General features: G+C 59.9%; 10 protein-coding genes. 3 read left to right on the top strand and 7 right to left on the bottom strand.

Annotation, left to right across the window (positions count from 1 at the left end; all coding sequences use genetic code 11):
* The first annotated feature begins 11 nt into the window (after positions 1–11).
* The gene (locus tag UB90_RS09090) at positions 12–1,163 is read left to right on the top strand and encodes a rhamnan synthesis F family protein (RefSeq protein WP_065325176.1); all 1,152 of its coding nucleotides are present in this window, start codon (positions 12–14) and stop codon (positions 1,161–1,163) included.
* Positions 1,164–1,227: 64 nt separating this feature from the next.
* Here UB90_RS09090 and UB90_RS09085 read toward each other — a convergent pair whose 3' ends face one another.
* Together UB90_RS09085 and UB90_RS09080 are read right to left on the bottom strand one after the other, a co-directional pair.
* Positions 1,228–3,234, bottom strand: coding sequence for an EAL domain-containing protein (locus UB90_RS09085; RefSeq protein WP_065325177.1), 2,007 nt, complete (start codon positions 3,232–3,234; stop codon positions 1,228–1,230).
* A gap of 227 nt (positions 3,235–3,461) precedes the next feature.
* Entirely contained in the window at positions 3,462–5,009 is a 1,548-nt protein-coding gene (locus UB90_RS09080; protein ID WP_065325178.1) for a Fic family protein, read from the bottom strand.
* 296 nt (positions 5,010–5,305) lie between these two features.
* Between UB90_RS09080 and cls the strand changes: the two genes are divergently transcribed.
* Entirely contained in the window at positions 5,306–6,718 is a 1,413-nt protein-coding gene (gene cls / locus UB90_RS09075; protein ID WP_065325228.1) for a cardiolipin synthase, read from the top strand.
* A gap of 8 nt (positions 6,719–6,726) precedes the next feature.
* The gene (locus UB90_RS09070; RefSeq protein ID WP_065325179.1) at positions 6,727–7,425 is read left to right on the top strand and encodes an endonuclease/exonuclease/phosphatase family protein; all 699 of its coding nucleotides are present in this window, start codon (positions 6,727–6,729) and stop codon (positions 7,423–7,425) included.
* A 98-nt stretch (positions 7,426–7,523) separates the two neighbouring features.
* On the opposite strand, the gene UB90_RS09065 is transcribed toward UB90_RS09070, so the two are convergent.
* Genes UB90_RS09065 through UB90_RS09045 form a run of 5 tightly spaced genes read right to left on the bottom strand, consistent with a single transcriptional unit; the run spans position 7,524 to position 14,078 of the window.
* Positions 7,524–9,050 carry an indolepyruvate oxidoreductase subunit beta family protein gene (locus UB90_RS09065; RefSeq protein WP_065325180.1) on the bottom strand — a complete coding sequence of 509 codons (1,527 nt, stop codon included), beginning with the start codon at positions 9,048–9,050 and terminating at the stop codon, positions 7,524–7,526.
* Entirely contained in the window at positions 9,047–11,197 is a 2,151-nt protein-coding gene (locus UB90_RS09060; RefSeq protein ID WP_065325181.1) for a thiamine pyrophosphate-dependent enzyme, read from the bottom strand. The genes UB90_RS09065 and UB90_RS09060 overlap by 4 nt, the downstream gene beginning before the upstream one ends.
* Positions 11,198–11,255: 58 nt before the next feature.
* A complete protein-coding gene (locus tag UB90_RS09055; RefSeq protein ID WP_005663921.1) occupies positions 11,256–11,726 on the bottom strand; it encodes a MarR family winged helix-turn-helix transcriptional regulator in 471 nt (156 codons plus the stop codon).
* Positions 11,723–13,282: a phytoene desaturase family protein gene (locus tag UB90_RS09050; protein WP_065325182.1), complete on the bottom strand. Its 1,560-nt coding sequence runs from the start codon at positions 13,280–13,282 to the stop codon at positions 11,723–11,725. The genes UB90_RS09055 and UB90_RS09050 overlap by 4 nt, the downstream gene beginning before the upstream one ends.
* 4 nt (positions 13,283–13,286) lie before the next feature.
* On the bottom strand, positions 13,287–14,078 hold the full coding sequence (locus tag UB90_RS09045; RefSeq protein WP_065325183.1) for a cyclase family protein: 792 nt from the start codon (positions 14,076–14,078) through the stop codon (positions 13,287–13,289).
* Between the last annotated feature and the right edge of the window lie 20 nt (positions 14,079–14,098).

The raw sequence follows: 14,098 nt of genomic DNA, 5'->3' as shown, positions 1-14,098 counted from the left end.
AAGGCCTCCCCATGAAAAAAACGCCACTGTGGAAAGTAAAACGAGAGGTCAAGCGCCTGTTTCGTCAGTTGTTGGAACTACCTGGCGTTATTTATGAGTATTTGTTTCTGCGCGTGCTTTACGACTATAGAACGTCTCGGGAAATGAAAGTTCTTGAAGGCAGTAAATCAATCACCGGTGAGGTGGCGATTTACCTTGTTTATGCTCCAAAGGGGTTGCAGCCGTCGCATTTGGATATGCTGAAGGTTATGACTGCGGAAAATATAACGCCTATTGTGGTTTCTAATCTTCCGCTTGCGGATGCGGATCGTGAATTGTTGCTGAAACAATCCGGTTTGGTTATTGAACGTCCTAACATCGGGTATGACTTTGGCGGATATCGCGATGCGGTTATGCAGATCTCGTCGAAATTGAGCGATCTTGATCGACTGTATATTGTAAATGACTCCGTCTGGATGGTTGATACGCCGCAAAACTGGTTTGCCGAAGCCAGAGCTGCTGGGTGTGATTTTGTTGGTGCTACATCCAATTTCGGAATTAAAAGATACGACGCAGATGATTTTCGGAACCTGATTTGGTCACATTCTGTAAAACACCCTAATTTTCATTATGCGTCTTATGCGTTATCAATTGGCCAGAATATATTAAAAGACCCGAAGTTTCTCGCGTATTGGAAGAATTTCCGCATTTCCAACAATAAAACGCGCACTGTCCGGCGCGGTGAGATCGGTCTCACCCAATGGGTTCTTCAACACGGCTATAACCATTGTGCGACCTGTGATGTTGCGGAGCTCGACAAAGAGATCGCGGCGTTGGGCGATGTTGAACTTGATACCGTTGCACGGCATCTCGTCATTCTCGAAGATCTCAGGATACTTGGCATTCTGGACAAAGTTCTGGAGAGCGACCTGACATCGGAGACGGGGCGCCGGGATCGTCATCAAGTGATCTTGATGGCGGTGGCGCGCCAAGCCATCGGGTACGCCTTGCCCTATTTCACTTTGCGATATCGGAAATTCCAATTCATCAAAAAGTCGCCGCTTCGATTGTCACGACGCGGCGCTGAGGCGACACTGAAGATCATGTCTGACCTCGACGGGCCGATGGCGGAGCGGGCCTATGTGGAAGCAGAACAAATATTCAATCAACGCAAGGATCTGTAGCGCCTGCCGTATATAAGGGCCGTCTTGGAGTAGGCAGGGGAGGGAGGGCGCGGGTCTGGCGGGGTTAAACCAACTGCGCCGTTTCCGCAGGTGCGGGTGATGGGGCAGGGGCGCGGGCAAAGGCCAGTGCTTCGCTCAGCGGCAGCGCACCGGCGATATACCATCCCTGTATTTCGGTGACGCCGCAGGTTTTGGCAAATTCAAATTCGCTCCGCGTCTCAACACCTTCGGCCACAACCCGGTATCCGAGATCGCGGCACAACCGGGTGACGGTTTCATAGAGTTTGCGGCCTGTCTGTGTGTCGACCTTTGCCAGCAGACTTTTGTCGATCTTGATCTCATCCACCGGAAGCGTCGTCAGCCGGCCCAGATTTGAATAGCCCGCGCCAAAATCGTCGACCGAGAGACGAATGCCTGCGGCCAGCAATTTCTTGATGTTTTTTGTGATGCCAGAGCCACCGATAAAGCCGCGTTCGATGATCTCGAATACGACATTTTTGCCGGTAAACTGTTGGATGAGGTAATCGACAAATTCGCCGTCCGCAAAGGATTCTGGGTTGAGGTTGATGGAAAACATGAGGTCGCTGCCGAGAGTGTCGGCGCGGGACATGTCTTCGAGCACGCGGTCGCAGACCCATCTGTCGAGGATCACCGAAAACCCGGCCTTTTCCAGCGTATCCAGAAAATACGGCCCCTCCACCGTGCCGTCCTGCATTTGAATGCGCAGCAATGCCTCGATGCTGGTGCATATGTTGGCGCGAATGTCCAATTTAGGTTGGTAATGCAACACAAGATCGTTGCGGCGCAGATCCTCGACAACCTGTCTGGTTTCCCGGTGTGAGCGCAGGATAAAGCTCTGCGCGCCATAGAATTTCTGGGAGTAATCGCTGCCGATGGCATCGCCCAGATGCAGTTTTGCCCGCAGCGCTTCGCGCAGTTCGGTTGAGCTTTGTGTGCGGCTGTAGCGGCACACAAAGGGGGCGTAAATCGCTGTGGTCGTGGCGAGAAGAAACAGCTGAAACAGGACCATATAGCTGCTTCCGGTGAGCAGATATCCGTTGAGACCAACGGGTGCGACCCAGGGCACAGATGCGCCGCCAAATTCAAAGATGCCAAGTTTCAGAACGCCATAGGCGATGGTGAAATTGACGATGGGCGCAAGGAGAAAGGGGATAAGCAAAACCCGGTTCAGGATAATCGGTATCCCGAAAATGAGCACCTCGCTGATGTTGAACAGGGCGAAGGGTAGGCCGAGATAGGCCACGGCGCGCATGTATCTGTCCTTGGCCGTTAGCAAAATGGCCAGCGCCAGACCCAGAACGGAGCCCACGCCGCCCATGCCGATGAACACTTCCAGAAATTTCTGCCAGGTGAGGCCGGGAATGATGTCGCTTTGCAAATCGCCGCCGGTGATCATGGACATGACATTGGTGCCATGAAAACCGACGAACCAGATCAGATGCGCCAAGGTCGACCAGATCGCAACGCCAAGGGTGCCGGGGATTGTGTTCAGAACATATGCGATGCCTTGGGTCAGCGCCTCAACGAGGTGATACAGCGGATAGATCAGCGCTGCGCCAATGAGTATCGTGAGCGTCAGCGGGACAATCAGGGTGACAGGCTGAAAGACCGCCCCCTGCGCATGTTGGCGCGCGATGGAGCGCAGCAGCCGCGACATCGTCGCAAAGATCCGCAACATCAGGATCGGCAGGATCATTACAGTGAGCGAGGCGTTGAAGGACGTCTCTTGCGCACCATTGCCGACCAATTGTTGCGCCATGAGATAGGTGGTGAGGGCGAGGAGGACACCGCTGACCCGGTCCACCTCGAAAAAGCCGGACAGATAATAAGACAGGGCCGCGGTCAAGGCGAGCGGATAGATGAGCGCGGGGATCTTGCCTGCCTCAACCAGCAGGGTGTCCGGTATAAGGTATTGGTTCGGGAGGAAGATATTTAAGCCGTTGATCAGGACGATGATGATTGACGACAAGAGCGCGACCGGCAACAGGGACAAGAAGGCCTCCTGCACGCAGATGCGAAATTCGGAAACCCGGCGCGCGAAGAGAGTCATCGCGGTAATCCCTTTTTACTTATCCCTTTGGGGCGCTTGATCGCGGTAGCGCCGATGGCCCACCCGTGTCCAATGGGAGATACTATTCAAAAAACTAAACTCAGCGCATGGCTCGATCGGAGTGTGCGCAGTTCGCGCAAGGCTGGCAAGGGGGTTTCTGCAATCTCGCAAAGAGTGTGTTGGTTTTATCGGGTAATCTCATAGGTTGTGTTGCTGAGGTGCCGGAGTTACCTATCCGAGCGAAAAATCTCTTGATAGGCGGTCTCGATCTCTTTCTGCTCCGCGTCGGTCAGGGCTGCAAATTCATTGGCTCTGGCGCGGCGCGAGAGGGTTCCGTCGTTTTGCTGCAAAAAGCGAAACAACAGATCAATGGTGCGTTCGGGCATCTCGATCAGAGCCTCCACGCGGGCGCGAAAGGCGTCGTAGTTTTTCAGAAACGCGGTCTCGGCGGGGAGGTCTTCGTCAATCGTTTGTTGCACACAGGCATAGAGGAATTCTGCATGCGGGGTTGCATCGAAATAGCGGTAGAAATCGCCTGTCTCATTGAGGACGCGGATGTTGAATTTCTCGGTTGGCTCCCATGCGATCAGGGGCAACAGGCGGGTGGAATAGCTCTCCAGCACGGAGCGGTAGTCGTCGATCCGTTGCAGGATGGCGGCGGAGACCGGGAAGGTGACGCCCGGCGGGTTAAAGCCGCGCTCGGCGAGGACGTGGTGGATCAGGTAGCGGTGCAAGCGGCCATTGCCGTCCTCGAACGGGTGGATATAGACAAAACCAAAGGCGAGCACTGCCGCCGCGACCACGGGGTCGCTGTGCCGTGCAGCCCCCTGATCAAAGGCGATCATACCATCGGTCAGCGCGGGCAGGTCGTCGTGCCTTGCGCTGATGTGATCGGGCAGGGGCATACGGGTTTCGCGGTCATGATCCCCGACAAAGCCACCCTCGGCGCGAAAGCCCAGCCGGATAAAGCGGGCATCGCCAATGACAATCCGTTGCAGACGCAGCAATTCGTCCCGGTCCAGAGGCTGGCGGCCCGCTTCGCCAATGGCGCGCCCCCAGCGCTGGATACGGTCCTGTGGCGGGCGCTCGCCTTCGATGGCGTAGCTGGAGCGGGAGTCCTTGAGCAGCAAGAAGGCCGAGGTCCGGGCAAGGAGATCGCGGGGCACATCGGCCACCACCGCGCGGGCACGGGCGGGCAGATCCATGGCGATAAAGGTCTCCAGCGCGGGCGTGCGAAACACCAGCGGGCAAAACTCCGGGGTGCCGGGCAGGTTGTTTTTCACCCGGTAGCGCGGCGCGGTCTCTCCTTCAGTGGCAAATTGCTGCTCCGGGTCGATCACCGGGACATAGCGGCCACCCTCTGCGTCCGGCAGGTCCAGCGGCTCTGGCATGAGCCATTCATAGAGAAACCAGATGCGCCGGGCATAGCTGCCGGTGGGTTTGCGGCGGATGATGTCACTGATCGCGGCGGCGCCGGTGGTTTCAAACAGGCGTTTGAGCACGGCGAGATCGACCCCCTCGTATTTCAGGGCAAAGGTCAGATGACCGTCGAGATCGGCGCTTGGGGCGTGGCGCGGCGTCAGGATGCGCCATGCGTCATCCTCAAGGATGCGGTGGTGCTGGCCGGTGGCGCTGAGTTTGCGGGGCAGGGGGACCGCGAGCGCATAGGCGTCGATCAAGGCGCTATAGCCCGCTAAAGTCGCGGTCTCGGGCAGGCGGCGTTCCTGAAAAACGATCCTTGGTCCTGAAAATTGAATCTCATGAGTAGAGTTCATGAATTACGTTCCTTAGCGTGACGTGCGTGTCACTCAGCTGCTGCGGTCTGAATTTTGTTCCTCGTACATGAAAAATGTCTCCAAAGATACCAAATCCGCGAAAAACGATACCTCAGCGCGTGAAATACCGCTCAAAAGCCGCCGCCCTGCATGAACGTCTGAGCGGCGGGCAGGGGGCCGCCTGAAACCTGGGGCGGGGGGCGGCGCTATTGTTTTATGGCGGCACAGACCCAAGGTTGAAGGTCGATGACCCCGGCGCAGGGATGCTGCGCGCCGCTGTTGGAAAGGTCTGTCTTATGCTGAACGCATTGCTTGTTCTTGGGTATGCTGCCGTGCAGATCTGCGCGTTGGTTTTTGCGTTTCGGGCGATCCAGATCACGCGCACCTCGCAAGGGGCGGCGGCCTGGGTGGTGTTCCTTGTGGCGCTGCCGCTGGTTGCGGTGCCGGCCTATCTGTTCTTGGGAAGCTGGCGCATCGGCGGGTATGTGGTGGCGCGCCGCGAGGTCAAGGACGTGGCACATGCCATCCGCAGCCATGCCAAGCTGAACCGCCCAAATGAAAGCGCGCTGGACGATAGTATCCACGCCTTTGAGGCGATTGCGGGACTGCCGGTTGCTGCGGGCAACCATGTCTCATTGTTGATCGACGGTCCTGCGACCTTTGAGGCGATGTTTGCCGCGCTGGACCGGGCGCAGGACTACGTGCTGGTGCAGTTCTATATCGTCTCTGATGATGAGCTGGGCCGTGCTTTTCGTGACCGACTCATTGCCTGCGCCAAACGCGGGGTGCGGGTGCGGTTTTTGTTTGACCGGGTGGGCAGTCATAAGTTGCCCAAGACCTATCTGGAGGCCCTTGAGGAAGCGGGGGTCAAAACCATCAACGTACATGCGCAAACCGGCCCGCACAGCCGATTTCAGATCAACTTTCGCAACCACCGCAAAACGGTGGTGGTGGATGGCACATGTGGCTTTACCGGCGGGCTGAACGTGGGCGATGAGTATATGTCCCGCGATACGTATTTTGGCCATTGGCGCGACACCCATTGCCAGTTGGAAGGACCGATGGTGAGCCAGCTGCAACTGGTTTTTGCCGAGGATTGGTTCTGGGCCACGGGTGAGGATTTGCGCGACATGGTCAACTGGACCGCGCCGCAGATGCCGCAGAACACCAATGGCGTGATCGTGGCCACCGGACCTGCCGATCCGCATGAATACGGCGCGTTGTTCTTTTGTGCGGCGATCCATGCAGCGCGCAAGCGGCTGTGGATCGCGACGCCCTATATGGTGCCGGAAAACGATGTGCTTGCGGCCCTGAAACTGGCGGCGCTGCGCGGCGTGGAGGTGCGGCTCTTGGTGCCGGATAAGGTGGACCATTGGCTGCCGTGGCTGGCGGCCATGGCCTATTTCGACGAGCTGCGCGCGGTGGGCGTTGAAATCTGGCGCTATAACAAGGGGTTCATGCATCAAAAGGTGGTTTTGATCGACGATCAGATCGCAGCGGTTGGCACCGCGAACCTTGATAACCGGTCCTTCCGGCTGAATTTTGAATCGATGGCGGTGCTGTTTGACAGGGCGTTTGCGGGCGAGGTGACGCAGATGCTGGAGGCTGATTTCAAGGATGCGTTCCTTCTGGAACAAAGCCTTGGCGCGCGGCCGCTGTGGATCAGAATTTGCGCGCCGATTGCGCGCCTGTTTTCACCGCTGCTGTAAGGAGAGATATGCCCGACCAACTGAGAATAGCGAGCTATAACGTCCATAAGGCGGTGGGGGTGGATTATCGCAGAAGCCCCGAGCGTATTGCGCGGGTGATTGCGTCCCTGAAGGCCGATATCGTTGCCTTGCAGGAGGTGGACCGGCGGCTGGCCCCCCGGCCTGCGGTGCTGTCGGCCGCGTCAATCCTGCGCGAAAGCGGGCTGGTGCCGGTGGAGGTGGCCACCAATGATGTCAGTCTGGGTTGGCATGGTAACGCGCTTTTGGTGCGCGATACCATCACGGTGCGCGCGGTGGAGCGGCTGCTGTTGCCGGGGTTGGAGCCACGCGGCGCGGTATTGGCGGATCTGGAAACGCCGATTGGCCCGCTTACGGTGGTGGGGGCGCATCTGGGATTGCTGCGCAAATACCGCAGGCAGCAGCTGATGCAGATCGCCTCTGACATTGGGCCAGAGCGGCAGGCGCGTGCGGTGATCCTTGGGGATTTCAACGAATGGCGGCGCAAATTTGGGCTGGAGCCGCTATGGGAGGGCTATCACATCCTCAAGACGGGGCCGTCGTTTCACAGCGTTGCCCCCTCGGCCGCGCTGGATCGGATTGCGCTGGGGCAGGCGCTGCAGGCCAGTGACAGCGGCACCCTGCGCACCGCTCTGTCCAAACTGGCCTCGGACCATCTGCCGATTTATGCGGATATCACCAGTGTTTAGGCAGGCTCCTGGCGGGTCTTGGGCGCTGCGAGCCAAAACGGCGCATCGGGGCCGCCACATCCCGTGTCGCCCGGACCCTACCTGAGATCACCAGCGCGTCAGCCGGTAAAGGACTGGATGGTTTTGATCGCGCCGTTTAATTCCTCGCCCTTTTCGTCGCGCAAGGCGGCCTCGCGCAGGCGGGCGATCCATTGGGCGGCGTCATCGCGGCCATAGACAAGTTTTGCCGCCTCCATCACGCGGGAGAATTTCGACAGCCCCCGCACATGGGTGTCAGAGTATCCTTTGATGAGGCGGCGACAGGCCAAGAGCTCGGTCGCGGCGGCGGCGTCGGTTTTGGCCAGATCGAGGCAGGCGGTTTGCCATGCATCCAGATGGGCTTGTTCGATCGCGTGACGCAGGCTTTTGCGGCGGATGCGGCGCAAGCCCCCCAAGAGATAGAGCGTCACAAACCCCGACAAACGATGGGTCCGCACCCGGCGTCCCCGGTTGAGGCGGCGGTCGATCCACGCATTGAGGCGTGGGCGGGCCTCGAGCCAGCGGCCCAGACCGGCGGGCAGGAGCGAGACGATTTCCTCGCCACGGGGGTGGAAAAACTCGGTCAGATGCACAGGGCTTTGGCCGGATTTCATGTCCTGCGTGATGCGTTCAAACCGGGCGCGGCGGGTTTTGAGATCGGCCACGCGGATGATGTCATCGTAACACATCGCATTTGCGATATATTTAGAGGCGGCCTCTTGGAGTTCCGCGTTTTTGGGGTGCAGATCGTGAAACCGCCGCAGCCGGTCCAGATATTCGCGCCCATATTTAATGTCCTGAAATTCAACGGTTTTTTTCAGTCCCAGAACAGCCATAGGGGCGATGCTGCGCGCCTCTTCTTCGAGCGCGTGCCAGGCGTGAAGCTGCGGCTCCGGGCCTTTGGGTGTGGTCTGTGCGCGGGGCGTTGCGGCAGAGGGTTCGGGCGCGTTTGCGCCGGATTGCGCGCGTCGGAAAGCGGCATCAAAGGCGCGCAGGCTGGCCTCGATCCCTTTGCCGGAGGCGCGAATGGCGTCCTCAAAGGCGGCGCGCGGGAAGGGCAGGGCGCCAGAGCCTGCAAGTGCGCCAAAGAGCGAGGAGGAGATCACCGAGCCATTCTCGGTGGCCATGCGATCAAGGTCGAACATGATGAGCTGGTCCGAGGCGAGCCGGGCGGCCTCAAACACCTCGTCCGCGTTGGCGATGCCGTCACCGGGCACCATTTTTTCCGAGACCGCCAGCGCGCGGTGGGTCGAGGCAATGAGCGTGGTGCGATCCGGGGTGACAAAGCCGCGCATAATGGCGCGCCCGGCCTCCATCAGCTCGGCGGCGATCATAATGTCAACGTCGCCGCTGGTGGGCGCGAGCGAAAACACGGGCATGGTGTCGCCCATCGGGGCCATTTCGATATAGTAGATCGTGGCACCTGTGCGCTGCGCGACCCCGGCCACCGATGTGGCCTGCGCGGCATAGCCCTGCGCGCGGGCCACGCTCTCGATCCAGCCCGTGAGGACGCCGCCGCCCTGACCCCCGACGGCGAGGGTGGCGATCTTGATGATGCTCTGGAGTTTTTCGTCCGGGGTGCGGACGGGCAGGGTGGGGGCGTTCATTGCGGCACCTCCATAAAGGTCAGGCGGCGGGTCTCGCGACGGGTTTGCAGCCAAGTGATGACGCGCGTGGAGACTCCGTTCCACCAGCGTTCAAAGCCGCCGGGGTTATGCACCACATCGGCGCGGTAGAAGCTGGGGCAGAGCACGGCGGCATCCGCCACCTCGCCACAGTTGCCGCAGCCCACGCAGGTCTGGTCAATCGCCGCCACCGGGTCGTCGCGCAGCGGGTCATCGAGATGTTTCACCGACAGGGAGGGGCAGCCCGACAGGCGGATGCAGGCGTGATCGCCGGTGCAGATGTCCTCATCCACGCCAAAGCGTGGGATTTCCATGCGCTGGCCGTCCTTGATCGCCTTGTTGCGCAGCGGTTTTTCGCGGCGCTGGCGGTTCAACATACATTCCGAGGAGGCCACAATCACCTTTGGTCCGTCGTAATCGGTGGTGAGGGCCTCGCGGAACACATCGCGCATTCGGCCCACATCATAGGTGTGGTCGATGTGGCGAATCCACTCCACGCCGATCCCTTTGAGCGCCTTGGGGATCGGGTTGTTGGTGGATTTGGTCGGATTGTCGGCACGGCTAGAGAGGATGTCCTGCCCGCCGGTGGCGGCGGAGTAATAGTTGTCCACGATCACCGCGACGGAGTCGGATTTGTTGAACACCATATTGCCGATCGAAGACGACAGCCCGTTGTGCCAAAAGCCCCCATCGCCAATGATCGAGATGGCGCGCCGCTCGCCGCCGCCGTCAAAAGCCGCGTTGGAGGCAGGCCCCAGACCATAGCCCATGGTGGCCCCGCCGATTTCAAACGGCGGCAGCGCGGCAAAGAGATGACAGCCGATATCCGCGCTGATCTGATGTGTGCCAAGTTCTTCTTGTGCAAGCTTCAGCCCTGCAAAGATCGGCCGCTCCGGGCAGCCGGTGCAGAACCCGGGGGGGCGGATCGGAACGGTTTTGCTGAGGTCGGGGATTTCGGGCGGCGGCTGGTTTGGCGCGCGCATCTTATCCGGCAACAGCCCCGGCGCATTGAGACGCAAGAATTCCGAAATGCTGTCGAACATCACCTGACCGGTGTATTCGCCCGCCATTGGAAAGACGTCCTTGCCGTGGAGTTTGACCTTCAGGTCCGAGCGCAAAAAGATGGTGGAGAGCGACTGTTCGATAAACTCGGGCTGGCCTTCCTCGATCATCAGGACGGCTTTTTTACCAGCCGCAAAGCGCAGCACCTCACTGTCCACCAGCGGGTAGGTGACATTGAGGCAATAGAGCGGGATTTCGGTGTTGCCGTAGATATCCGCAAGGCCGAGGCGTTGCAGCGCGCGGATGACGCCGTTGTACATGCCGCCCTGACAGATGATGCCAAGCTCGCCCTCTTTGGGGCCGAAGAATTCATTCAGCCCTTTGTCGATGATGTGCTGTACCGCATTGGGCCAGCGCGTGTTGATCTTGTCCTGTTCGTGGGCAAAGGACATCGGCGGCAGCACCACCCGGTTCCAGTCCTTTTGCGGATTGCTGAGCGCGTCGCGCACCGTCAGCGCCGGGCGCTGGTTGTCGGAACATTCAAAGCTGCCGGTGACGTGGCAACTGCGGATGCGCACCATCAGCATCACGGGGGTGTTTGAGGCCTCGGAAAGCTCGAAACTGTCGCCGACGGATTTCACGATCGAGGGCAGGTTGGGGCGCGGGTCTATCAGCCAGAATTGCGATTTCATCGCAAAGGCGTGGCTGCGCTCCTGCATGATGGAGGAGCCTTCGCCGTAGTCCTCGCCCACGATCACCACCGCGCCGCCGGTCACCCCGGAGGACGACAGGTTGGCGAGCGCATCAGAGGCCACATTGACCCCGACCGAGCCTTTGAACGTCACCGCACCGCGGATCGGATAATGAACAGAGGCCGCGAGCATGGCAGCGGCGGCGGCCTCGGAGGCGTTGGCCTCAAAGCGCACATCCAATTCGCCCAACAGCTCCTGCGCATCTGCCAGAACATCCATCAGATGCGAAATCGGCGCGCCCTGATAGCCGCCGACATAGCCCACGCCATTCTCCAAAAGCGCCTTGGTCAGGGCCAGAATGCCTTCGCCGGTAAAGGTTTCGCCTGCACCTGCGCGCAGTTCCTCGACTTCTTTTTTGAATGACCGTTCTGCCATGGGGTCCCTTGCGACTTAATATTGCTGAGTGGCGTGGTATGCGGCGGCTGATTGGGGATCAGAAATCATGCACCCGAATGTTGCGGAGCATCTTTTGCAGCGTTGTTGTAAAAACCCGCCGCTCGTCGGTAGAGATGCCTTCGAACATCTGCGCCGTGGCCTCTGCCATGCGCGGCCAGATTTTTTCAAAGGTGCTGCGCCCGGCGGGGGTGATAAAGACGCGGGTGGCGCGGGCGTCCTCGATATCGGGTCGGCGTTCGACCAATGCGTCGGCCTCTAGCCCGTCGAGCGAGCGCGACAGGGTGGAATATTCGACCACCGCATAAACCGCGAGTTGGCCGATCAAAAGACCGTCGATCATCGCCAGCACCGCCAGCGCACGCATCTTTGGCGTGGTCAGGCCAAGCTCTGCCAGTTCTTCGCGCATCGACGCGTTGTAGCGTCCCATAATGCGGTTCATGAGGTAGGGCGCGAAATTCTCCAGCCCGATTTCCCCGAGTGTTTGTTGTTGTTCCTGTGGCTCCGTCATCCGCCCAATCGCTTTGCTGTGTTGTACCCCGAGCCGCCGCCCAGACCCGGTCCCGGATGGGTGGAGGCCCCGATGTGGTATAGGTTGGAAAATGATGTCGCCCCATTGCAGGAAGCGGGGAACGGACGAAAGGTGAAAAACTGATCAATGCCGCAGTGGCCGCCATAAGGGTCGCCGCCCACGAGGTTCATATTGAGCCGTTGCAGATCGGCGGGGGAATAGGCGCGGCGGGCCAGTTTGATGTCGTCAAAGTTTGCGATGTGGCGGGCAAGGATCGCCTCAATACGGTCGGCAAAGGCCTCTCGGGTGGCGTCGTCCCAATCCTTGCCGGTGATTTCCCCCTTGGCGTCGCCTTTGATCTGGCGCGGGGCGTCGGGGATCTGTAGCCACAGGATCGCCTTGCCCTCTGGACAGCGCGAGGGATCAAGCCGGTGGGGCTGGCCGACGCAGATGGTGGGGGTCTCGGGAAAGAGGCCGCGCTCGGCCTCATTGGCGGATTTGGACACGGAATCAATACCATCTGCGAGATGGATCAGCGCCACATTCTCAAGCCCCTCGGCCCGCCACACTGGGGGGTTCTCGAGGGCATAATGCAGTTGGAAATTGCCGCGCCCGTGGCGGAAATTCTGCGTCGCGTGCTGTTCGGGGGCAATTTCTGCGCCGTTCAACAGCCGCCCATAGAGTTGCGAAGGCGTGACGGAGGCCAGCACCGAGCCGGCCCAGATCGCCTCGCCATTCGCAAGGCGCACGCCACGGGCTTTGCCGTCCTGAGTGATGATCTCTGCCACATCCGCGCCTGTGCGCAATTCACCGCCGTGGGATTCAATGAGCGCGCGGAAGGCGGCGACCGCCTGGCCCGCGCCGCCTTTGACGATGGGGGCACCGGCGGCCTCCAGCGCGAAGGCGATGACCTTGCCCATTTGACCGGAATAGGTGCTTTCGGGCGTGAGGCCCGTGTGCAGCACCCATGGTGCCCAGAGGGCCTGAATGTCGGGGCTTTGATAGGCGGGCTCCAGCCATGCGCGGGCGGGGCGCAGCGCCTCGCCAAACCATGTTTTCAGCCCATTGAGGCCGCGTTTGCGGATTTGCGACAGCATCAGCCGGGCGGTGCGCCAACGCCAAAGTTCACCCCCAAGGAGCGAGAACAGAAACTCCGCATCCGCCTCGATGGCGCTCACGTCGCGGTCGTGCAGGTCGCCATCGCCTGCTGCAAGCGCGTTGAACTGCGCGATATTGGCGGCGCGGTCCATGCTGAGGATGGTGGCGCGCCCGTTGGGGCGCAACACGGCGGTGGGATGCGTGGTGTGACAGAGCTCAAACCCGTGCTGCGCCAGATCCGCCGCCAGCTCGCCATAGGCGGGCGAGGTCAGAAACAGCACAAACGTCGCGGCCATCACGTCATGATAAAAGCCGGGCAGGGTGGCCTCGGCGGTCATCATGCAGCCGCCCAGACGATCCTCACGCTCCAGCACCACCACCTTGCGCCCTTTGCGCGACAACAAGGCGGCGGCCACCAGAGCGTTGATCCCCGACCCGATTATGACGTGATCTGTCATGGTGTTAGCCCTTGGAAACCATCGCAAGGGCGCGGATCGGAGAGCCGGTGCCACGCTCGATTTTCAAGGGTGCTGCGATCAGGATCGCGCCTTTGGCGGGCAGCTTGTCGAGGTTGGCAAGGCTTGCCAGACCAAAGCAATTGTCGCGGTGCAACAGGTTGTGCGCGGGATAGGGCGGGTCCATCGCGCCCGCTTGGCCTGCGTCCGTGCCGATGCACTGGCTGCCCCAGCCGACGATCTTTTTCGACAAGAGATATTCGATGCAATCTGGCGTGGGGCCGGGGCTGTGGGGGCCGCTCTCATCGGCATTGAGGAATTTGGCCTCGTCGCCGGCGCGCTGGTCCCAGTCGGTGCGCATGACCACCCATTCGCCTGCGTTGATTTCGCCGTGCTCTGCCTCCCATGCTTTGACCAGATCGGCGGTCAGCAAAAAGTCCTCATCCGCGGCGCTTTCCTTGGAGCAGTCGATCACATTGACCGGTGCAATCAAGCGATTGACGTCGAGCGTGTCGGTAAACCCGTCGCTGTAATCCTTGCCGGTGACCCAGTGATGCGGCGCGTCGAAATGGGTGCCTGAGTGTTCGCCCAGAACCATCCAGTTCCACGCAAAAAACGGGCCGTCCTCGTCATATTCACTGATCTTGTGAATTTCGACTTTGGGTGTGTTTTTGGCAAAGTCTTCAGGCAGTTGCAGAATTGGGGTGTTGGGCCCCAAGACGCCCGTGCAATCGATGATTTCGACCGCGCCTGACGCCAGCATTTGCCCCAGATTGGCCAGTGTGTTTCCTGCGTTCATTGCATCCTCCCTTGCAAAGA

The organism is Tritonibacter mobilis, assembly GCF_001681715.1.
Taxonomy (GTDB): Bacteria; Pseudomonadota; Alphaproteobacteria; order Rhodobacterales; family Rhodobacteraceae; genus Epibacterium; species Epibacterium mobile.
This window is presented reverse-complemented; position numbering and strand designations above follow the sequence as displayed.

Coding starts and splice junctions, on each gene's coding strand:
- UB90_RS09080 (WP_065325178.1), bottom strand. CDS start 5,009: ATGAACTCTACTCATGAGATTCAATTTTCAGGACCAAGGATCGTTTTT.
- UB90_RS09060 (WP_065325181.1), bottom strand. CDS start 11,197: ATGGCAGAACGGTCATTCAAAAAAGAAGTCGAGGAACTGCGCGCAGGT.
- UB90_RS09065 (WP_065325180.1), bottom strand. CDS start 9,050: ATGAACGCCCCCACCCTGCCCGTCCGCACCCCGGACGAAAAACTCCAG.
- UB90_RS09045 (WP_065325183.1), bottom strand. CDS start 14,078: ATGAACGCAGGAAACACACTGGCCAATCTGGGGCAAATGCTGGCGTCA.
- UB90_RS09055 (WP_005663921.1), bottom strand. CDS start 11,726: ATGACGGAGCCACAGGAACAACAACAAACACTCGGGGAAATCGGGCTG.
- UB90_RS09050 (WP_065325182.1), bottom strand. CDS start 13,282: ATGACAGATCACGTCATAATCGGGTCGGGGATCAACGCTCTGGTGGCC.
- cls (WP_065325228.1), top strand. CDS start 5,306: ATGCTGAACGCATTGCTTGTTCTTGGGTATGCTGCCGTGCAGATCTGC.
- UB90_RS09070 (WP_065325179.1), top strand. CDS start 6,727: ATGCCCGACCAACTGAGAATAGCGAGCTATAACGTCCATAAGGCGGTG.
- UB90_RS09090 (WP_065325176.1), top strand. CDS start 12: ATGAAAAAAACGCCACTGTGGAAAGTAAAACGAGAGGTCAAGCGCCTG.
- UB90_RS09085 (WP_065325177.1), bottom strand. CDS start 3,234: ATGACTCTCTTCGCGCGCCGGGTTTCCGAATTTCGCATCTGCGTGCAG.